The 20,974-nt window shown below is 34.9% G+C and carries 18 protein-coding genes and 2 pseudogenes; 3 read left to right on the forward strand and 17 right to left on the reverse strand.

Annotated features, from left to right (window positions below; all coding sequences use genetic code 11):
- Positions 1-15: 15 nt before the first annotated feature.
- The 6 genes and pseudogenes from JFU18_RS04190 to JFU18_RS04215 form a co-directional block, all read right to left on the reverse strand.
- Positions 16-1,725 (reverse strand): acyl-CoA dehydrogenase family protein, encoded by a 1,710-nt coding sequence (locus JFU18_RS04190; protein ID WP_201033740.1) that lies wholly within the window; start codon positions 1,723-1,725, stop codon positions 16-18.
- Between the two features lie 155 nt (positions 1,726-1,880).
- Positions 1,881-2,789 (reverse strand): methylisocitrate lyase, encoded by a 909-nt coding sequence (gene prpB, locus JFU18_RS04195; RefSeq protein ID WP_002168448.1) that lies wholly within the window; start codon positions 2,787-2,789, stop codon positions 1,881-1,883.
- Positions 2,790-2,807: 18 nt separating this feature from the next.
- On the reverse strand, positions 2,808-4,244 hold the full coding sequence (gene prpD / locus JFU18_RS04200; RefSeq protein WP_002085755.1) for a 2-methylcitrate dehydratase: 1,437 nt from the start codon (positions 4,242-4,244) through the stop codon (positions 2,808-2,810).
- Positions 4,245-4,342: 98 nt separating this feature from the next.
- Positions 4,343-5,464 (reverse strand): citrate synthase, encoded by a 1,122-nt coding sequence (gene mmgD / locus JFU18_RS04205; protein ID WP_002127276.1) that lies wholly within the window; start codon positions 5,462-5,464, stop codon positions 4,343-4,345.
- A gap of 415 nt (positions 5,465-5,879) precedes the next feature.
- Positions 5,880-6,151, reverse strand: a pseudogene (locus tag JFU18_RS04210) (HesB/YadR/YfhF family protein).
- A gap of 15 nt (positions 6,152-6,166) precedes the next feature.
- Positions 6,167-7,312: an MFS transporter gene (locus JFU18_RS04215; RefSeq protein WP_201033739.1), complete on the reverse strand. Its 1,146-nt coding sequence runs from the start codon at positions 7,310-7,312 to the stop codon at positions 6,167-6,169.
- A gap of 238 nt (positions 7,313-7,550) precedes the next feature.
- On the opposite strand from JFU18_RS04215, the gene JFU18_RS04220 reads away from it, so the two are divergent.
- On the forward strand, positions 7,551-7,829 hold the full coding sequence (locus JFU18_RS04220) for a hypothetical protein (protein ID WP_085310934.1): 279 nt from the start codon (positions 7,551-7,553) through the stop codon (positions 7,827-7,829).
- Between the two features lie 80 nt (positions 7,830-7,909).
- Here JFU18_RS04220 and JFU18_RS04225 read toward each other — a convergent pair whose 3' ends face one another.
- Positions 7,910-10,453: a transglycosylase domain-containing protein gene (locus tag JFU18_RS04225; protein WP_201033738.1), complete on the reverse strand. Its 2,544-nt coding sequence runs from the start codon at positions 10,451-10,453 to the stop codon at positions 7,910-7,912.
- A gap of 466 nt (positions 10,454-10,919) precedes the next feature.
- Here JFU18_RS04225 and JFU18_RS04230 point away from each other — a divergent pair, with 466 nt between their 5' ends.
- Positions 10,920-11,129, forward strand: coding sequence for a KTSC domain-containing protein (locus JFU18_RS04230; protein WP_002085762.1), 210 nt, complete (start codon positions 10,920-10,922; stop codon positions 11,127-11,129).
- A 67-nt stretch (positions 11,130-11,196) separates the two neighbouring features.
- On the opposite strand, the gene JFU18_RS04235 is transcribed toward JFU18_RS04230, so the two are convergent.
- From JFU18_RS04235 to JFU18_RS04250, 4 genes are all read right to left on the reverse strand, one after another.
- Positions 11,197-11,409 carry a YqaE/Pmp3 family membrane protein gene (locus tag JFU18_RS04235; RefSeq protein WP_002085763.1) on the reverse strand — a complete coding sequence of 71 codons (213 nt, stop codon included), beginning with the start codon at positions 11,407-11,409 and terminating at the stop codon, positions 11,197-11,199.
- Positions 11,410-11,709: 300 nt separating this feature from the next.
- Complete coding sequence (locus JFU18_RS04240) at positions 11,710-12,369, reverse strand: DUF6944 family repetitive protein (protein WP_002035373.1); 660 nt, start codon at positions 12,367-12,369, stop codon at positions 11,710-11,712.
- A gap of 253 nt (positions 12,370-12,622) precedes the next feature.
- Entirely contained in the window at positions 12,623-13,330 is a 708-nt protein-coding gene (locus tag JFU18_RS04245; RefSeq protein ID WP_201033148.1) for an SDR family oxidoreductase, read from the reverse strand.
- Between the two features lie 325 nt (positions 13,331-13,655).
- The gene (locus JFU18_RS04250) at positions 13,656-13,994 is read right to left on the reverse strand and encodes a hypothetical protein (protein ID WP_002127270.1); all 339 of its coding nucleotides are present in this window, start codon (positions 13,992-13,994) and stop codon (positions 13,656-13,658) included.
- Between the two features lie 212 nt (positions 13,995-14,206).
- On the opposite strand from JFU18_RS04250, the gene gerPF reads away from it, so the two are divergent.
- The gene (gene gerPF / locus JFU18_RS04255) at positions 14,207-14,422 is read left to right on the forward strand and encodes a spore germination protein GerPF (RefSeq protein WP_001141569.1); all 216 of its coding nucleotides are present in this window, start codon (positions 14,207-14,209) and stop codon (positions 14,420-14,422) included.
- Positions 14,423-14,712: 290 nt separating this feature from the next.
- Here gerPF and JFU18_RS04260 read toward each other — a convergent pair whose 3' ends face one another.
- The 6 genes and pseudogenes from JFU18_RS04260 to JFU18_RS04285 all read right to left on the reverse strand — a co-directional run bounded on the left by JFU18_RS04260 (position 14,713) and on the right by JFU18_RS04285 (position 20,702).
- Positions 14,713-15,048 carry a YolD-like family protein gene (locus tag JFU18_RS04260; RefSeq protein ID WP_201033147.1) on the reverse strand — a complete coding sequence of 112 codons (336 nt, stop codon included), beginning with the start codon at positions 15,046-15,048 and terminating at the stop codon, positions 14,713-14,715.
- 110 nt (positions 15,049-15,158) lie between these two features.
- Positions 15,159-15,431 (reverse strand): annotated as a pseudogene (locus JFU18_RS04265) (zinc ribbon domain-containing protein); the annotation flags it as partial.
- 565 nt (positions 15,432-15,996) lie between these two features.
- On the reverse strand, positions 15,997-16,218 hold the full coding sequence (locus tag JFU18_RS04270; RefSeq protein WP_002012623.1) for a hypothetical protein: 222 nt from the start codon (positions 16,216-16,218) through the stop codon (positions 15,997-15,999).
- Between the two features lie 524 nt (positions 16,219-16,742).
- A complete protein-coding gene (locus tag JFU18_RS04275; protein ID WP_002031835.1) occupies positions 16,743-17,594 on the reverse strand; it encodes a peptidylprolyl isomerase PrsA in 852 nt (283 codons plus the stop codon).
- Positions 17,595-17,851: 257 nt separating this feature from the next.
- A complete protein-coding gene (ltrA, locus tag JFU18_RS04280) occupies positions 17,852-19,150 on the reverse strand; it encodes a group II intron reverse transcriptase/maturase (protein ID WP_201033737.1) in 1,299 nt (432 codons plus the stop codon).
- A gap of 556 nt (positions 19,151-19,706) precedes the next feature.
- Positions 19,707-20,702, reverse strand: a complete 996-nt coding sequence (locus JFU18_RS04285) for a glycoside hydrolase family 25 protein (RefSeq protein ID WP_201033146.1) — start codon at positions 20,700-20,702, stop codon at positions 19,707-19,709.
- Positions 20,703-20,974: the final 272 nt, after the last annotated feature.

Consider the following 20,974-nt stretch of genomic DNA (forward strand, 5'->3'; position numbering starts at 1 on the left):
TCGCTTTCCTCCTATTTACACAATATATTTCCCGCGATTTATAATAACTTTCGCAATATCTCTCTTTTTCGTAAATAAGTTTGAGTATAAAGGCACTAATAATTGACGGATTTCAGCTAATATTTCTTGTCTATTTTGTTCTTCTGTGACAGCTGCTGAAAGAATGGAAATCGCAGCTTCTTCTACTTTACGATATCCTTCTTCACAAATAACACCTGTTATCATTTGCTTCGTACGCTCTTTTTCCTCACCATTTTTACTAACTGCTTTCCTCGTACGTAAAAATGCTGATTCCATGACGTACACGTCCGTCAACATATTTGATAATACGCGTGAATATTCTTGCTCTTGCTCAATTTTTATTCCTGGAGTTTTAGAGAGCGTTTTCAAAGATTGTTTCAACAATTTTTTCGCTAATAAAATGTAACGATGGTTTCTTTCTACATTTGCTACATCAATTTCTACTTCAGCATCTTCTATTTGCTCGATTTGCTTCATTAACATTTTTGCAACTGTTAATCTATTAATTTCATTCGTTCCTTCAAAAATACGACTAATTCTAGCATCACGATATAATCGTTCTACTTCGTATTCTTGCATATAACCGTAACCACCATGAATTTGTACAGCTTCATCTACGATATAAGCAAGTGTTTCAGAAGCGTTTACTTTATTCAGTGCACACTCAATTGCAAATCGGGACATTTTTTTCATAAGATCTTCATCACTCTCATGAATTGCTTCATCAATTACACCCGCTGTACGGTAAGCTGCACTTTCTGCTCCATATGTAGAAATAATCATATTGGCAATTTTCTCTTGAATCATCGTAAAATCTACTAATTCCGTTTGGAACTGTTTTCGCTCTTTTCCATATTGAACTGATAAACCGATTGCTTGTTTTGCTGTTCCAATATTTCCAAAAGCAAGTTTTAGTCTAGCGAAGTTAAGAATATTAAGAGCTACGTGATGCCCTTTCCCAACTTCCCCTAAAATATTTTCAGCGGGGATGACAACATCTTCTAAAATAAGCGTCGCTGTTGAAGATCCTTTAATCCCCATCTTCTTTTCTTCTAATCCTATTGATACACCTTCACATGTTCTTTCGACAATAAACGCTGTCATTCCTTTATTTGTCTTCGCAAAAACAACGTATACATCTGCCATATGAGCATTTGTAATCCACTGCTTCTCACCATTCAACTTCCAAGCAGTACCATCTTCATTCAATACTGCACTCGTTTTTGCACTTAATGCATCAGAACCAGCATTTGGCTCAGTTAAAGCATAAGCCCCAATCCATTCTCCCGATGCGATTTTCGGTAAATATTTTTCTTTCTGTTCTTTCGTTCCATAATATATGTAAGGCAATGTACCTACACCGGCGTGTATATTAAAAGAAACGCTAAATGCACCCGCGTAACCCATTTTCTCTGCTACAAGACCTGAGACAGCCTTTCCTAACTCGAATCCGCCATAATCTTCTGGTACCTCAATACCTAATAATCCAAGTTCCCCAGCTTTCTCAAATAATTGACGAGAAACTTTATAGTTATGTTGTTCAATATTCTCAATTTGCGGGACAATTTCTTGTTTAACGAATTGTTCTGTCGTTTTTGCAATTAAATCTTCATCCCCTGAAAAATCTTCTGGTGTAAAGAAAGTATTATTCACATCTTTATTGAGTGAAAAAAATTCATCCCATGGTAACTTCGTTTTCTCCATCTGAATCCCCCTATCATTTCGGCCTTCGTTGATCTTTGCATATGCTCGTCTACGATGAGTGGAATATCTTATTATTGAAAACAGAAGGCGATGATTTTTCACATCAAGCAGTTCGTTTTGCCAAAGATGTATTTTCATCGCCTAAATCCTTCTACCTATTGATCTTCAGATAATACTGTTTTTGCAATTCCAGTATCTAACTCTTCAAAGTCATGATATGAAATTGTTTCATATAATTCACTTCTCGTTTGCATATTAGAAAGTGCATCTTTTTGAGAACCTGTTTCCTTAATTAGCGTAAACACATTCTCATATGCTTTTGCAGCAACACGAAGTGAAGTTACAGGATAAATTACCATTTGGAAGCCCATATTCGCAAATTCCTCTGCACTATAATATGGTGTTTTTCCGAACTCAGTCATATTTGCTAGTAAAGGTGCATTCACTTTGCTAGTAAATAAACGAAATTCTTCTTCCGATTGAAGCGCTTCTGGGAATATTGCATCTGCCCCTGCTTTTACATATGCATTCGCTCTTTCAATCGCTGCATCTAATCCTTCCACGCCGCGAGCATCTGTGCGTGCTACAATATATAAACTTGGCGCAACTTCTTTAATCGCTTTAATTTTTTGAACTAATTCTTCTGTAGTAACAAGTTTCTTACCATTTAAATGTCCACATTTCTTTGGTAATTGTTGATCTTCAATCTGAACAGCCGCAACTTTCGCTTCCACCATTTCTACAGCTGTTCTCGCTACGTTTAGTACTCCACCAAATCCTGTATCAATATCAACAAGAACTGGTAAATCTGTAGCTCTAACTAGATCCCTTGCTCTCTCTGCTACTTCAGTAGACGTCACGATTCCTAAATCTGGTAGTCCTTTACTTGCAGTGTAAGCAGCTCCCGATAAATATAGAGCTGAAAAACCTGTATTTTTCGCAACAAGAGCCGCCATTGCATCATGAGCACCTGGAATTTGCAAAATTTCATTTGCTTCTACTAAAGCTCGGAAGCGATTCGTAAGCTCCTCTTGTGTCGACTGTTTATTCACAACCCAAGCCATTCTAAATTCCCCCTATTATTAAATTAAGAATAGATCTACAAATTCGTTTACATTCATATTTTCTAGTTTTTCTTCATTTAGACAAGCTTCATGGATTTTTTCTTGTTGCTTACTAGAATAATGACCTGCCATATTTGCAGTGAATTTTCGAACAACTTTTGGAATTGCTTCGTCTCTACGGAAACGGTGGCCAAGTGGGTATTCACATTCCACATTTTCTGTTACAGTACCATCTTTAAAATGAACTTGAACAGCGTTGGCGATTGAGCGCTTGTTCGGGTCAAGGTAATCTAAACTGTACTGTTTGTTTTCAACAACAACCATCTTATTACGTAATTCATCTACACGTGGATCATTCGCTACTACATCCTCATAATCATCCGCAACGATATCTCCTTTTAATAAACCTATTGCCGTAATGTATTGTAGGCAGTGATCGCGATCAGCTGGGTTATTTAATGGACCTTCTTTATCAATAATACGAATTGCTGACTCATGAGTTGTAATTGTAATACGATCAATTTCATCTAATCTTTCTTTAAGTTCCGGATGTAATTTCACTGCACATTCTGCAGCTGTTTGTGCATGGAATTCTGCTGGGAATGACACTTTGAATAATACATTTTCCATTACATAAGATTCTAGCGGTCTTGCTAATTTTAATTCTTGCTTGTTAAATAACACATCTTGGAATCCCCATCCTGGTGCAGATAATGCCGTTGGGTAACCCATTTCACCTTTTAATGCAGTCATTGCAAGATGAACACCGCGGCTCGTCGCATCACCTGCTGCCCATGATTTACGTGAACCTGTATTTGGAGCATGACGATATGTACGAAGACTAGAATTATCAATCCACGCATGTGATAATGCATTAAAGATTTCCTCACGCGTTCCGCCAAGCATTTTTGCAACTACTGCAGTTGTTGCTACTTTTACGTATAATACGTGATCAAGACCAACACGGTTTAAGCTGTTTTCTAAAGCAAGTACACCTTGAATTTCATGTGCTTTAATCATCATTTCTAGTACTTCACGTACTTTTAATGGTTCTTTTCCTTCTGAAATACGAACGCGGCTAATATAATCTGCAACTGCTAAAATTCCGCCTAAGTTATCAGATGGATGTCCCCACTCTGCTGCAAGCCAAGTATCGTTATAGTCTAACCAACGGATCATACATCCGATATTAAATGCGCCTTTTACTGGATCTAGCACATAAGATGTTCCTGGTACACGTGTACCATTTGGCACGATTGTTCCTGGTACAACTGGTCCTAATAATTTCGTACACTCTGGGTATTGTAGTGCTAAAATTCCACATCCAAGTGTATCAAGTAATACGTAGCGAGCCGTACTGAATGCCTCTGCACTTGTAACCTCTTTATTTAATACATAGTCCGTAATTTCTTCTAATAATGCATCTTTTTGTTTAATTTCATTTGTTTTAATCATGCTATTCTTCCCTTTCTGTCGAAAATTCGTTATTATTAATGATGGGTGTCGGTCAAACACCCATCTGGCGGGCGGCGCTAACAACTCCCCAGTTGTTTTTATTTACTAAATGCATGTCGCTCGCCAATATAATTTACACGTGGACGGAACAAACGATTGTTCGCATGTTGCTCAATTACGTGTGCACATAGCCCTACTGTTCTAGAACTAAAGAAGATTGGTGTGTAAAGTTGAATTGGAATACCAAGCATCCAATATACTGGAGCAGCATAATAATCAAGATTCGGATAAATTCCTTTTTCCTTCTCCATAATTTTTTCTCCAGCTTCACACATTTCATATAGTGTATAATCGCCTTTCACATCACATAACTGCTTTAATGCTTCCTTCATCATAAGTGCTCTTGGATCCATCTTTTTCATATAAACACGGTGTCCAAAGCCCATAATTTTTTCTTTGTTATATAGTTTCTTCTGTAATAACTCTTCAAATTTCTCAACATTACCAGCTTCTAAAAGCATGTACATAACCGCTTCATTCGCACCGCCATGAAGACTTCCTTTTAAGGATGCAACTGCTCCTGTTAAAGCACCGTATAAGTCGGATTGCGTTGATGCAATAACGCGTGCTGTAAATGTAGAGTTTGGCATTTCATGTTCACTATATAAAACAAGGGAACGATCAAAGATTTTCTCTTCAAGTTCAGTTGGTTTCTTTCCAGTTAACATATAGAAGAAATTCGCACTATATGACAATTCTTGAAGAGGCTCAATTGGTTCCTCATTATTTAAAATATGGTAGCTATTCGCTACAATATTTGGCACTTTACTTAAAAGCTTGTATCCTCGACTTTTATTCACTTCTAACGAGCGGTTTTCGATATCACTATCGTAACCAGCTAATGCGGACACACCTGTACGTAGCCCATCCATAGGATGCGTTTCCTTAGGCAATGCCTTTAGAACATTGAATACACCTTCTGGCACTGCATATTCTTCTTTTAATTTCTTTTCAATTGTTGCTTTCTCATCCTCATTCGGTAAACGTTCTTCTAATAAAAGGTGCACAATGTCTAAATACTCTTTTGTTTTTGAGAGTTCGATTAAATCATACCCTTGAATTACAATTTCACCTTTTACTGTGTCAAGAAACGAAATTTTCGTTTCCGCTGCTACTACACCATCTAATCCCGGGGAAAATTTTTCTTCAGCTTTCATCATTATTTCCTCCAATCCTAATAGATCTTCGTGCACATAACTGTAAGCCTTTACAATAATATGAAACTACATTTCTATTTCAATGTATCAGAGTTTTTAGAAGATTTCAATTTATTTTATAACGATAAGTTCCCTATACTTTTACCGATGTAATAATACAATTTTTCAAAAATAACTTTCATCTTTTATAAAGAAAGGACAGACATCCTTTTACAATGTTTTAAAATGAAATATAACAATTATCCATATAATCCCACTAAATATACCTTTAATCCCTTTTTCTTCAACAAACATAAAAAACCGAGTTGCACTCATGCACAGCTCGGTTTTTTATAATATTTATTTCATATTCCCATAAATATAATTCTTATATAAAATTTATTTATTTTTAATAAAATTATTATTTTACATAATTAAATTAAATTTCTTCCGTTTCTTTACGATAGCTTACAACTAATTCATAGTTTTGAAAGTACGAAAGATCATCAAAATCTATAAAAATAAACTACCGTCTTTCTCAACTGACACTATTTCCCGAACTGATTTCTCAGAAACAATCCCTAAAGAATATCCGGGCTGAATTGAGCTATTTCCTCCGTACCTTACAATACATCAAATAGATTCATCATGCTTTATACGCAATTCTTCCTTAAAGCACCGTCGAGCATCATGTTCAATTGAAATTTTCATCTTCGCTCTTCCTGTTTACGCAAAATCCTTTTTGCCTAATCTTTGTTTTACAAAAATGACAAATATAATTAAAGCTATTAATCCTGAAATTGCACTACCTGTGAATAAAATACGGTAACCAAACATTTGTGAAACAACTCCAAGTAAAATCGCACCTAATCCAATACCTAAATCAAATGCAGTAAAGAATGAAGCGTTAGCAACTCCTCTTTTACTCGGAGCAACAATTGTAAGCATCGCTGCTTGCAAAGCGGGCTGTGCTGAACCGAATCCAACACCATATAATGCCGCTGCAATCATTACACCTATCAAACCATTTGAAATCGTTAGTACAACTATCGCTAAAATAGTAATACATAGTGCCGGAAGTATGATAAAAACTTCTCCATACTTATCTAATAGTTTTCCTGAAATAGGTCGTACAATTGTTAAAGCAATTGCATATACAAGAAAGAATGTCCCAGGATTCACATCAATTGATGACGCAAATAACGGTAAAAATGTTGTTATTCCTCCATATGCAAATGATAAAAAGAAAACAACAACCGTTATTGATAAAACGGATTTTTCAAACAGCTGAATTTTCCCTTTTTCTTTTTGTCGCGTGAATGGCATTTTCGTTATTAACGATAATACGACTGCCATAAAGGATAAAAGAGTTGCTAACAAGAATAGACCATGAAATGAATAATTTTGTACAACCCATAATCCAATCATCGGGCCAATTGCCATCGCGATTGTCATCGCCATGCCATACCAGCCCATCCCTTCACCACGACGTGAATCTGGAATAATATCAGTTATCGCTGTTCCAACTGCTGTTGTAGAAACAGCCCACGTCACTCCGTGAATAACGCGTAAAACAGCTAAAAAGACAATAGTCGATGCTAAATTATACGAATACATCGTTATCCCAAAAAATATGAGTCCGAAAATAATAAAAGATCTTCTACCATATTGATCTAACATACCTCCAATAATCGGTCGTATTACAACTGCCGCTATTGTAAACATTCCCATCATCAGTCCAACTTGCGATTCATTTCCACCAATCTCTTTAATAAAGAGCGGGAGCGTTGGAACAAGTAAATAAAACCCCGTAAATAAAAATAACATCGCGATAGTCATTTGTATAAATGATTTCGTCCATAATCGTTCCATTAAAATCCCTCCATAAACACGTAAAATATTACGATTAACACATCCATTGTATATGTTTCATATTCCTTTTCCCTCCGCTAATAGGCGTATCTTTTCGTAATAAATGGTCCACCATCAATTCACATTGGTCTTACGACTTTGTACGTATGTTTTAACCGAAAATCCTATCTATATGTACCTTTATAAGCATTAAAAGAATATACTACTTTATCATTGAAACTTAGGAGTGATCATTTTCATGTGGGTATCACCAAGAATAACCGCCGTTGTCCCAGCAGCTCCCTCAATACATGTTCCTGCCGTTCATACAGCTAGTTCTGATGTTGGCATCGAACTTCCTGCCACTTGGCAACAATATCAATCGACTGACCAAGTCACCCCTTCATTTTGGCATCATGGTACACACCCGAGTAGTACTACTTTTTATGGCCCTAGTTATCCAATACCACCAACTCAAATTTTTTATCATTTCCCATCAATTTACTTTCAAAATTTCTATGGTACTTTTAACATTTAAAAATAATATTAACCTTTATAATATAAAAAGCACCAAAGGAACCGTTTTATCGGTACCTTTGGTGCTTTTATATACATTACTTATTGTCCATTATTGGCAGGGACTTCTCCTGTGTTCCCGCCAGTAGTTGGTGGCGTTGTTGCTGGTGGCGTTGGAGTTGTATTCCCTTGGCCTCCTCCACCGTTAGTCGGTGGGGTAGTATTTCCTTGATCCCCACCGTTGTTCGGTGGCGTTGTATTCCCTTGACCTCCACCATTGTTTGGTGGTGTTGTATTTCCTTGGCCTCCACCATTGTTCGGTGGTGTTGTATTTCCTTGGCCTCCACCATTGTTCGGTGGTGTTGTATTTCCTTGGCCTCCACCATTGTTCGGTGGTGTTGTATTTCCTTGGCCATTTCCATTATTTTGTTCATTTTGCTTATTTAATTCATCTTGCTTCTTTTGCTCTTCTTGCTTCTTAAGCTCTTCTTGCTTCTTAAGTTCATCTTGTTTCTTTTGCTCTTCTTGTTTCTTAAGTTCTTCCTGTTTCTTTAATTCCTCTTGATTTTTCTCTTCTTCAGTTTTTTGCTGTTGATCTTGTTTTGGTTGTTCCGTTGTATCCGGTACGCTCGTATTTGGAGATGAATCACGTTTTTCACCTTTTATACGCAATTCACTACCTTCTTGAATAACACTACTTGGCATTTTAAAGCGTGATTTATCTGTAGCCATCTCGCTCATCATTTCTTTAAAGATCAACTGTGCAATTTTCGTATTTTTACTACTAATATACTCGTCTTTACCATCTTTCGTATATCCAGTCCATACTGCCATCGTATATTGCGGTGTATATCCTGCAAACCAACTATCACGAGTTGCACTTTCTGGAATTCCATATTGTGCTAGTTGTTTTGAAGAATAGTTAGTTGTACCTGTTTTACCAGCTACATCTAAAGAGGCCACATTTGCCGATGTACCAGTACCTGATGTAACTACAGAACGAAGCATATCAGTAATCATATATGCTGTAGAATCCGCCATAACTGATTTTGGTTTTTGTCCAAAACTTTGTGACTTGCCGTCTGGATAAACTACTTTCTTAACAAAATGCGGCTTCGTATACTTACCGTCATTCCCAAATGCCGCATAAGCACCTGCAATTTCAGTTGGTGACGCTTCATTTGTACCGATCGCTGTTGATTCTGTCGGTGCTACATTAAATGTAATACCTAATTTCTCAGAGAACTCTTTCGATTTACTAATACCTACCTCTTTAGCTGTTTTAACTGCTGGAACGTTACGTGACATTTTTAACGCTTCACGCATAGTAATTGGGCCTAAATGACTTCTGTCCGCATTTCGAAGTTCTTGTCCAGTTGAATATTTAAATGGAGAGTCATCGATTTGATGATACGTAGCCCATTTTAAATATTCAATAGCCGGTGCATAATCAAAGATTGGCTTCATAGTTGAACCAGCTGCACGATCTAATTCAATCGCCATATTATGCCCTTTAAATACTGCTTTATTTTCACCGCGCCCACTACCTATAGCGCGAACTTCTCCAGTTTTCGTATCCATAAATGTGAAAGCACCTTGGAATTTATCATTTGGATAATTAATAATATTTGTATTCAAAATATTATCAGCTAATTTCTGTGCTTTTGGATCCAATGTTGTATAAATTTCTAAACCATCAGATCCAATATTAACATCTGGTATTTCCTTTTCTACTTCTTTAACTACTGCATCCATAAATGCAGTATATGGCATCGCTTGTAGTTCAGCTGCACTCTTAATATTTTTATCCACTGGTACTTTCGATGCTTCTTCCATTTCTGCCTTTGTAATATAACCATGTCTATTCATTAGGTTTAGTACAGTATTTCTTCTTTCTGTTGCCCTTTGAACATTTTCTTTTTTCGTTGGGTCATAGTTATTCGGTGCTTTTGGTAAGCCAGCTAGCATCGCAACTTCTGGTAATGTTAAATCTTTCAATTCTTTACCGTAGTAGTTTTGTGCTGCTGTTGCAATTCCATATGAACGGTTTCCTAAATTAATTTTATTTAAATACATCTCTAATATTTCATGTTTTGAATATTGTTGTTCTAGCTTATACGCTAAATATATTTCCTGAACCTTACGTTTTGACGTTTTTTCCATCGATAAGAAGTAGTTTTTAATAACTTGCTGCGTTATCGTACTACCACCTTGAGAGCCATAATCTCCCTTAAGACTAACTAAAACTGCACGTGCAGTACCCTTAAAGTCTACTCCGCTATGCTCATAAAAACGCGAATCTTCTGTTGCTAAAAATGCATTTTCTACTAATTTTGGGATTTGATCATACGTAACATTCGTCCGCTTTTCTTTCCCATATTCATATACCAAATTCCCGTCTTTATCATAAATTTTTGAGGATAACGGATTAACAAGTTTTGCTTTCTCAAGTTTTGGTGCATCCTTAATCATTACGAAAAAGGTAGCAACCCCTGCCACTAAACCTACAATACCAAGTAGTAAACAACTGATTAAAAATTTACGAAAAAACGATGTTTTACCTTTTGGTTTTGTTTTTTTAGAAGCTGGCTGTTTTTTCTTTTGAACTTGTCGTCGCTCCTCTCGAGAACGATAATTTTCTGACATGTTACTTTCTCCTGCCTTTCAATTCTCCCGTTGATTTACTTGAAAATATTGAGGTCACTTTCCCAAATACATTTAATCAAGAAAGTATATTGACCTGGAGCATTCAATATTTTCCCAATTCACAGATTATACATTTTAGAATACTTCTTATACAAACTATTTTCACTTCTATTTTTTCTAATAATACTGCCCCTTAAAGCATAGAATGTAAGAAGTGAATTTTTAATACCTCGTATAAATAATATACCTTTTTTTCAAATGGTCAATATTTTCTTATTTATAAATCAAAGGTGAAATAAAAATAGCACAACGATATGTACTTCGTGTGAACTTCCTTATAATTACGTATAACAAACATTTAATATATTGCATATAAGTATAATACTCCTTTAATTATTAGGATTTCAACACGACAATCCCCTTCTCTACAAGAAACCATCTAAAATGAAAAATAAGGAGTTGCGTAATGATGAAGCTATCTCCCGTTATTTCAAAAAAATTAGTTGCTGTTGGCTATAATCCTTTTTCTATGATTTTACGTATTCAACTAAAGAATGGTATGTATGATTTCTTTAATGTGCCAGAAAGCATTTACACCGGTTTATTAAACGCACACTCTAAAAGTTATTATCATAATACTTATATTAAAAATTCTTACCGCTATACTAAAATTTAAACTTGATTGGCATACAAAAAAGAAAGGCGAATCAAATCCCCTTTCTTTTTTGTATGTCAATCGCAATTTACCTTCTATTTCTTTTATTAATTTCATCATACGCTTGAACTTGTTTTTTAAGTCGCCTGTCGGCTTTTTTATCATGTACGACAAGAACTGCGTGTATCGCTCCTGGAACCCAAAAAATTAAGGTTAAAATGAAATTAATAATCGCTTGAAACGGCTTTCCGCAAAATAAAACAGCTACCGGCGGAAGTAAAATTGCTAATAAGTACATCATGTCTGAAAAACTCCTTAATGTTTATTTTTCGCTTCTTCCCTATCCATCTCCTACACTATCAAACCTATGAAATCATGTTATTTCTAAAAGCGTATATAAGAACTCATCATTACAAAAATCACATATAATAGTATAACTAAATGAGAAGCCTCTCACTAACGTTAACAAGTTATTTTCACCTGTTCGTTTATATGTATATTCTACGCCTATATGAAAAAGCCTACAAAAACAATTAACACATCCATCTTGTCCTACTTCTAAAATTGAAATACTCCAAACTTCATTGAAATGAGTATTTCATCACCTTTTCTTAGATTCCAATCGTTGTTCCTCTACTATTTCGGTTAATCCAATTGCTGAAATTACAGTACCTATTGCCTGTATCCAAATACCTATTAGCCCTATTATACGTTGATCTTCTTTATCTATATTACTGTCTTCTTTTCCCTTTTCTTCTTTTGGTATATTTTTAATACCTTCATATGCTTGTAATCCCGCACCTAAACTTTGCATTGAATTCCCTAATACGATAATCCACTGTATTCCATTTATCTCATTCAATGCTACTTCTACTCCTAAAAAAGCGCCAATTGATTGCAAACTATTTCCAGTAATTATAAGGAAATCATTTTCTTTCATTTGTTCATTGAGATTAAAATACGTTCCTATTACATTTGAAATATTACCTAAAGCTAATAACTCAATCCCCGTTTTCGCTAGCGCTTTATTTTTATTATCTATAGTTACCTCTTGCTTCTCACATTTATCTTCATCTTTCGCATCATTAGTTGCTATAATTTGTAATATATATCCGAGAGCTTGTAATGAACTCCCTACAATAACGAGATCCGACTCAATCTTTTCTTCCCCTGCAAACCCTCTAGTTGTTCCAATTGCTGCTATAAGATTTCCTCCTACTTGAAACCAGGCACCTGTCAATTCTAAATCGCGTAGGTTCATTTCCCATCACCTATATTTAAATTTTCTAGTACATTCAAAACAAACAAATATCACCTTTAATTCATTATTCTATTTTTCATATGTAATTTTGTGCATCACATAATGCACTAATAATACAAAAGAGCACCTTTCAGGCGCTCTTTTTGACAAGGAGTTTCTCGATGAATGTATAATTTGCAAATGCTTCCTACATACTTCAATATATGCTTGTCCTTCAGAACTGTGAATATAACATTTAATACTTATCTGAAGATTAAATGCATACTGGACATGTCAATGACTCACCGTTTTTATCTATTGATATATTTAATATATAATGAATTGCTTTATGTGACCACATTTCAGGTGTAGGAGATTCTTTTACATATTGAGGTGCACATGAGTGAAGCATTGGAGTGCTAATACTGCCACCTGGATCTAAAGCAACTACTGCCATACCATTTGGTAGTTCCATTGCCATTGACTGCGTGATACCTTCAACAGCAAACTTCGAGGCACAATATGGCGCAAGTTCAGCCTCGCCTTCTCTTCCCCAACTAGAGCTCATATTAATAATAATTCCTTCTTTCCTAGCTATCATCGCCGGGACGAACGCCCTAATGACATTTACTACCCCGTTCACATTTACACTCATTACACTTTCAAATTCTTGAGCCGGAACTTTCCATAGCGGTGCACTTTGATTAACAATCGATGCATTATTTATTAACATATCGGGAGCCCTATACCTATTAATAATACGACTTGCCCATTTACTAACTTGGTGATGATTTGAAACATCAATTATTTGAAAATCATGTGAAGCACCGTAATATTTATTAAGCTCTTCAATTTTATTTTTTGAGCGTCCACACCCTGCTATTTTCCATCCCAATTCATGAAACCTATCAACCATTGCACGTCCTAACCCTTGCGTTACTCCAGTAATAATTACAAGTTTCCCAATGTTGTTTCGCTCCAACTTCATCTCCTCCTTTCCATTAATATTACTCTTTTTATTCTTATTCAACATCTCACTTAAGTATCAATTCATTTCATACTTTAGAAGTATTTTTGATATTACATATTACAAACAAAAAGAGTAACCATCATAGTTACTCTTTTTGTTTGTATCGTTATTATTTTTAAATTGTATCTTCTATTCCCTACATTTCTCACATCGATAAATATAGGTTACACCTTAATGAAAGTATATTTATTTTTACGGTTCGATTTATCCAAATACTTTTCAATCCACTTTTTCAACTTAACAGAGCCCACCTCTATCAATAAATTTCCACCTAGTCTTATAACATACTTTTATTTAGATTCTCAATCTCATTTTGCAACTTTTTAAATTGCTCAAAATGCATTGTTATAGATTGAATACTATTCCTTTCAACATTTTGCTTTACTAATAAAACGCCTGTATCGTGAAAAATCGCTTCAAGTTCTTTCCTTATAGATACTTTCGTAATATATGCGGTTTTAATTGCCGATAAAATTGCTATTTCATTAAACTTTAATTTTATTTCATTAGGACAAAATGCTTTTTCGATCAATGTGACATCATTACTATAAATATAAGCAACAAGTTTACTTGATTCTGCATCTGTTAAATCCACTGTTTTTATAACATTATCCATTACATTTTGCCTCCTTTAATTCCATATATATTAATTATTCAAATTTATTCTTTTTAAAATTCAGCTCTTCATTAATTTTAACATACTTTTTGCTCGATTGATTAAACAAAGCTTCAAACATTTTTCTATTCCGAAATATTTGTCAAATGAACCAATTAGACTGTACCTTCATATAGTAATGCAAACAATTACTTATAAAGTAGGTGAAAATTATGCCCTCAGTTGTTGGGAATTTAGTTGTACAAAATAGTAACGGATCTTTCAACTTAGGTGATTTCTACAATGTTTCTCCAAAAGAGAATACGAAAGCTTATAACGGCTCTGGCGCATCTAACGTTGGTTTCGTAGTGAACACTTTTAGTGGGGTTAGTGCGACTAATACATTTGATTCTGATCTAGCAGATCAAAACCAAGTTGGTACGGCCTAAACAGCTCTGTAATCATTTTTGTATAACATTTTTAAATTTGTCTATACTATACTCAGGCTGATACACAGCTATCGTCGATTTTTTGAGTACCAATCTTTTTCTCCCTTTCCCTGGGACTAAGCAGCTAGCTTCCATCTAGCTGCTTTTTCATTTAGTTCTTCACCTCTTCAAAAAATTAGGTTTTTACAGGTATCCTGACTCACAGCCGAATTTTTTGAAGAGGTGTAAATCTAATTGCCCGCAAATAGCTAGATAAATTAAAGAAGCTAAACTTCAAAATTCAGCTTCTTTTAAGTTACATCAATTATGTCCCTTGCAGCAAATATATATGTTTTATAAAATGCATCTGTACATTTTACAATTTGTTGAATTGGATTTATATGAACCACTGTCATATAACTCGTAAGTATGTATCCTTCTTCAAAATAGGTCACTAACATCTCTTTTTCAGACAATAATGAAGTTAATAATTTGTCTGAAATGCTTTCTTTCGCTTCATTCGTTATTAGTGGCCTTTGGAATTTTAATTTCTCTCCAATAATTTTTCTCATACTTAATAATTGTTCCGACATTACTGTAAATGGAACCCACTCTCTTCCTTTTTCCTGTACCTTTACATAATTCATTTTCTTTACTCCTCAATTTTCTATATCTATCCATTCTTGAACTCCCCCACTTTCACTTCGTTTAGAAGTGGGGGATTCCTAAGTAAAGAGTTCTATCGAACTCTAATTTATTAGGCTATCTCCGCAGTCCTTGCGGTTAGAAGCCTTATCGCTTCATTCTTTAGATTGATACTTGCGTTAATATCCCTATCATGATGTGTACTACAAGAAGGGCAGTCCCATTTACGTAGGTTTAGATTTTTAACGTCTTTGTTTTGATATCAACAACAAGAGCATAATTGGCTTAAAGCAAATGTTTTCGATACGACAATGACTTGTTTGCCGTATCATTTTGCTTTATATTCCAACATGGTTCGAAACTGTGACCATGTTACCTCACTAATTTCATTTCTAAATACACTTTATCCATCTCTTATTTATATGTAGCGTAGCTTTCCAATTCAAAACTATTTATGAATTTGTAGACATCGCCACTTCGAAAGAACATTCGTTCTAATTATACACGAACTAACGTTCTTACGGAAGTGCAACATGTAAATTTTTCAAACAAAATGCAACTTTAATATATAAAGTTTATTCATACTCATTTATTACTCCCTTTTATTAATCAAATTTCTTTGCACTTCCTATCGCATCATAGAATACGTGTAGCAACAATAAAAGCGACTCCACCTAATGTGAAGTCGCTTTTATTGAACTAATTATATTTCTAATTTTACTTTTCTATCCTAACTAACGTTCTTTCTGGAATACAAATTTCAGCTATATCTCATTAACCATCCTTCAACAAAAGCATACACTTTTATTATGAACGAACTTACAAAGCTTTAGAAACTTATGATGTAAAACAATTCATTCCTCATAAGTTTCATACATATCGACAATTACTACCATTTATCCTGCTATTTGCAGGCAGTAAGATTCACACTCATTAATTTTTCACTTTCTTTATTGAATATGCTTGGGTTGCATTATAATATGTAATTCTCTCTCTGTTTCTGTTTTTTTCGGATTCCGATAATATTCCAGTTTATATTCTAATACTTCATACTCAACCATCCCAATCTTTATCCCTTTTGTTTCTTTTAATACAGCTAATAGAACGCTTATATTTTCATTAGATGATTCAAAAATTTTCCCTCCGCCTTCTCTCTTAAAAATAACTTTCATATATTCTCCCCCAAATTAATTTAATAATCTAGTAAATATAAAAATATTCATCCTATTTTAATAAAGTGAAGGCTAATAATCAGTGGGGGTTTTGTCCATCACCCACTGATTATTAGCCTTCACCAATCGGGCTTTTACGAGCAGTAAGACTCCCACAAATAGCGGGATAAATAATTCTTATCATCATTAAGAACATCCTTTTGTACTAAATGTTCAACATGTCACTTCCTATAAAGTTAATTTATACTCCAAGAAAATATATTTAGTTTATATTTAACAAAATTAATTAACTAAAACATTATCATTTCAACATTTTGCGAATTTAATTGCTTATTCCTTTTATCTACATCCAAATTTTACTATTGTAATTCTTAATATTTAAATGTAATATTGTATTGTCTTACTATCTATTTATAACACACACACTAACGCGAAAAGGGAACTCTATATGAGTTCCCTTTTCTATTGAAAATAAAAAAACAGAAATATAGCATTATGCTAAATCTCTGTTTTTCTTCTAAACCTTATTTCTCATCTAAGAATTTAAATGTATCTTTAAATTCTTTATCTGTTACTTTAATATCTGCTTCTTTCAATAGATCATTGATTACTTGTTGTTTCCATTTACCTGTCGCATCTTGCAGTCTTTGTTGTTCTAAATCTTTTCGAATCGTATCTTTTACTTCATCAAATGGTTTCAATTCTTTTTTATCCGTCACTTTTATTATATGATAACCATAAGATGTTTTTATTGGCTCACTTACTTGTCCTGCATCTAATTTATACGCAGCTTCCTCAAACTCTTTCACAGTTTGACCAGGAGCAAAACCAGCTATTTCTCCGCCCTGTTCCTTTGAACCAGTATCTTCCGAATACTGTTTCGCTAAAGCAGTAAAATCTTCACCATTATTTATTTTCTCTTTTACTTCTTTCGCAGTTTTTTCATCTTTCACTAAAATGTGACTTACCTTCATTTCAGGTTTATGGTTATCTTTCACATCTTTATCTGTGACAGTCGCTCTAATCGCTTTCTCAAGTGCAATTTCTGGCTTCATTCTCTCTTTTAATTCATCTTCATTCTTTAATCCTACTTGCTCTAAAGCCACTTTAAACTTGTCACCCATTTGTTCCTTCGCTGCTTCTACTTGTTTTTTAGCTTCTTCATCTGAAACTTTATATTTATCTAGCAATGCCTTATTTAACATCATTTGAGATAAAGTACTTTTTCCATATGTTTGCCTTAATTCTTTACTTAACTCTTTCTCTGTCACGTTTCCTACTTTTGATGTTGCAACATTTTCTGAGGAACCACACGCAGACAATGTTAGCGCCACACATGCAATAATAGTTCCCATAAATAGCTTTTTCTTTTTCAATTCAAATACCTCACTTTGATAAATGTATATTAGGAACTATACAGCGCTATTGTGAAATCAATGTGTTTTCTGCAAGTATTTCTCTTCATGCCAGAGACAAGCTTTATGTAGAGTAGAAAACTGAAACAGATTAAATTTTCTTTAGGGATGGCTTTGCCATCCCTTTTCTGTTTCAGCTTCCCCTCATCAAACCGTACGTGAGGTTTTCCCTCATACGGCTTTCCGATGTTCTTCCTTCTTTGGCGTTCAGTTTTGTTCTATCCTCCTACTTTCACGAGTGTATATGTTGTTTTCTTCATCAAGTCCTTGATACGACCATGTTTCTTTCGAACATTTCTTTTCTTATTCCAAAAAAGGTTAAGTCGTTCTAGGACGTACCAGTCTATTTTACAGAGCCACCTCTGTCCAATTGAAGATAAGCTATAATAATTCTTGAATCCTTGCAGAATTCTATTTAAACCTTTCACCATCTCTTCCAATTGTAGATACAGTTTGTTCCTCGGCTCTGTGTATCTTTTAATGCGTTCCCGCATTTTCTTCATGGCTTTCTGGCTCGGAATATGTGCCATCACATGCACTTTCTTCCCGCCTTTCACATGTTTAGGGTATTTTCGGTGGTGAAATCCTAGAAAATCAAATCCCTCGTTTCCATCCCACGTATTCACTAGCTTCGACTTTTCTGTATGGATTGTAAGTTCTAACTTATTCATAATGGATTGTAGTATCCGAATACTCTCTAATGCTTGTTGTTTTGTTTGACATACGATGACAAAGTCATCCGCATATCGAATTAGTTCCCCCAAATGTTTACACTTCTTTTCCCAAATGGTATCCATATAGTTTAAATATATATTAGAAAGTAATGGAGATATCACGCCACCTTGTGGTGTACCTAATGTCGTTTCATGAAATTGCGCATGTTCCATGATTCCCGCTTTCAACCATTTTCTAATGAGTTTTAACACTCTTCGGTCACTGATTCTTCTTTCTACAAGCCTCATTAATTTGTCATGATTAATATTGTCAAAGTATCCTTGTATGTCTACATCTACAATCCAATGAGATGTTTTACTCGCTTTCCGTATCTTCGATATCGCTTGATGTGCGTTTCGTTTCGGGCGAAATCCATACGAACAGTCTTGAAAATCGGCTTCGAAGATGGGTTCTATCACCAATTTCGTTGCCATTTGTACAACCCTATCCTTGATCGTGGGAATTCCAAGCGGTCTTTGTTTTCCATCACCTTTTGGAATATACATTCTTCTTACAGCTTGTGGATGGTAGGATTTACTTTTCAATTCTATATATAATTCATTGAGAAAGTTTCGTTCTCCATATTGATACACGATTTCTTCAATCGTCTGTCCATCAATTCCACCGCTCCCTTGATTCCGTTTTACCCTTCTCCATGCTTCAGCCAATATGTCAGGACGATATATTTTGTCATACAACGCGTGAAACCTACGATTTGAACTTTCTTTGGCACAAAGATATAAAGTCTTCCAAAGTTCTTGAGCTTTTACATCAGTGTAGTTAGCTAGTTTTCCAGCATTCACTCACTCTTACCTCCTTCCAACTTATGAACAAAGTAGAGGTCCTTCCCTACATAACGTTGTGTTGTCGTTATGATATTCAGTACTATGACCTCCTCCGACTCCCTCTTTACAGTCCACCATTTCGTATATGCTTATAGGTTTCCTCTCTCCTTTCTGAAAGAAAGGGCAAAGGAGGGTCTCCCCAGTTCCAGACACTACTTTCTCAACATACCGCCCTCCGTACCCCGAGGGATTCTTCGATGTCGTATTTCCAAGTTCTTCACATCTTCCATGGTCTTCGCCCATATTCACCAGGCTCGACTTCCCTTTGTCCTATTGCTAGGTTGCTTTTAACGAGGCGGCAAGGTTCACTTTATGTTACGGTCTGTTGATTCGCTCGCACTTCTAGTAGAAGTTACTTTGTCACAGGGCTTCAACCTTAGGATTTCTCCACCAGCTGCCTGTCAGCTACTAGGCGACTTGGCTCTTACCTAGGCTGGACTTTCACCAGCAAGCAGTGCCCAGCTTAGCTGGGCACGCTAAATAAAAAAGCCGGCATAAAGCCGACTTTTTAACATCATTTAATCTGCACATGTTCTTCTTTGATCCATTTGTTCCCACCTATATCTATATATCCATCTTGACGATTCCAAATACGATAAGGGACCTTCCCATCGACCGCACCTGTATCATTCCCGTTTGGCCCATCGTACGTTCTAATTTCATATCCAGGTGTGTACTTTGAATATGCATGAAACCATTGTACATTAAAATGTTCTAACTTAGCCCACTGTTGTTCACCACCTAAACAAATCATATCTTTTTCGCCACCTCCCCAATAACCTTTATAGATTAAATATGGGATTTTTTTCGTAAGTCTTCCTATAAATTGCGGATTCGCAGGATTTTCATATAAATTAATTCCGTATCCATCATCATATTTTGAAACTGCAATACCAATTCCATTTGGTTGCTTACTGTCTCCAATACTAGATTGATTTGTTTGATTTGAACCTATAAACCAAGAAAGATTTTTATTCCCAATTAATTGATTCAAATCACATTTTCCAATACCAGGAACATTTCCTGAATCAGTATATTGCCAAATATCACAAGGATATGCTGGTTTATTCCCTCCATAACGAGGAATCCAAATAAAATCAGCATCAATATTGCGAGCTCCAAATGATACATACGTGTGATGTCCTACATATAAACCAATTTTTTTTGCACCTAATCGGCGTAATTCATCAATAAATGCTTGAGTCCCGCCTTGCATATCTACCATTGTTTGAACTTCTACATCTGCCACCCAAAATTTAGCGTTTTTATCACCACGATTCCAAAAATCTTGCGCTTCTTTTTTTGCATCTGAAATAGATATAAAACGGCAAAATGCATAATTCCCAAATGGGATACTACGTTTCTTCATTTCTTTCACATAACCTTGATACATAAAATCGACCGTATTCGAACCATCTTGAACTCTAGCAATAACTAAATCTAGCTGAGACGCTGCAATATCCCAATTAATATTTCCATTCCATTTCGAAATATCTACAATATAACCCATTACTAATCAACTCCTTTTTATTATCTTATTCAAAGCTTGTTTTATTGCTAGACCTATACGCCTAATAGCAACAAGCTTCTATAAGACAAATAAATATATTTTCATCATTTTTTAAAACTAAATAATTTCTTTTTATCCATAATAAATAAGTCCTTCTTTTTTTCATTTGTAAACGATAAACTTGCGTTTATTTCATACTAAATATTGGGATAAAACTATAAATAATGTACATACTACATATAAGCAATTTTTGCTTATACTCATGAATGACC

It is taken from the genome of Bacillus sp. TH22 (genome assembly GCF_016651015.1).
Taxonomy (GTDB): domain Bacteria; phylum Bacillota; class Bacilli; order Bacillales; family Bacillaceae_G; genus Bacillus_A; species Bacillus_A mycoides.

Excerpts from the sequence above, each read along its gene's own strand:
- JFU18_RS04220 (WP_085310934.1), top strand. The coding sequence starts at position 7,551 with ATGTGGGTATCACCAAGAATAACCGCCGTTGTCCCAGCAGCTCCCTCA.
- prpD (WP_002085755.1), bottom strand. The coding sequence starts at position 4,244 with ATGATTAAAACAAATGAAATTAAACAAAAAGATGCATTATTAGAAGAA.
- mmgD (WP_002127276.1), bottom strand. The coding sequence starts at position 5,464 with ATGATGAAAGCTGAAGAAAAATTTTCCCCGGGATTAGATGGTGTAGTA.
- JFU18_RS04215 (WP_201033739.1), bottom strand. The coding sequence starts at position 7,312 with ATGGAACGATTATGGACGAAATCATTTATACAAATGACTATCGCGATG.
- JFU18_RS04230 (WP_002085762.1), top strand. The coding sequence starts at position 10,920 with ATGATGAAGCTATCTCCCGTTATTTCAAAAAAATTAGTTGCTGTTGGC.
- prpB (WP_002168448.1), bottom strand. The coding sequence starts at position 2,789 with ATGGCTTGGGTTGTGAATAAACAGTCGACACAAGAGGAGCTTACGAAT.
- JFU18_RS04225 (WP_201033738.1), bottom strand. The coding sequence starts at position 10,453 with ATGTCAGAAAATTATCGTTCTCGAGAGGAGCGACGACAAGTTCAAAAG.
- JFU18_RS04260 (WP_201033147.1), bottom strand. The coding sequence starts at position 15,048 with ATGAATTATGTAAAGGTACAGGAAAAAGGAAGAGAGTGGGTTCCATTT.
- JFU18_RS04250 (WP_002127270.1), bottom strand. The coding sequence starts at position 13,994 with ATGGATAATGTTATAAAAACAGTGGATTTAACAGATGCAGAATCAAGT.
- JFU18_RS04190 (WP_201033740.1), bottom strand. The coding sequence starts at position 1,725 with ATGGAGAAAACGAAGTTACCATGGGATGAATTTTTTTCACTCAATAAA.
- JFU18_RS04235 (WP_002085763.1), bottom strand. The coding sequence starts at position 11,409 with ATGATGTACTTATTAGCAATTTTACTTCCGCCGGTAGCTGTTTTATTT.
- JFU18_RS04240 (WP_002035373.1), bottom strand. The coding sequence starts at position 12,369 with ATGAACCTACGCGATTTAGAATTGACAGGTGCCTGGTTTCAAGTAGGA.
- JFU18_RS04270 (WP_002012623.1), bottom strand. The coding sequence starts at position 16,218 with ATGAAAGTTATTTTTAAGAGAGAAGGCGGAGGGAAAATTTTTGAATCA.
- gerPF (WP_001141569.1), top strand. The coding sequence starts at position 14,207 with ATGCCCTCAGTTGTTGGGAATTTAGTTGTACAAAATAGTAACGGATCT.
- JFU18_RS04285 (WP_201033146.1), bottom strand. The coding sequence starts at position 20,702 with ATGGGTTATATTGTAGATATTTCGAAATGGAATGGAAATATTAATTGG.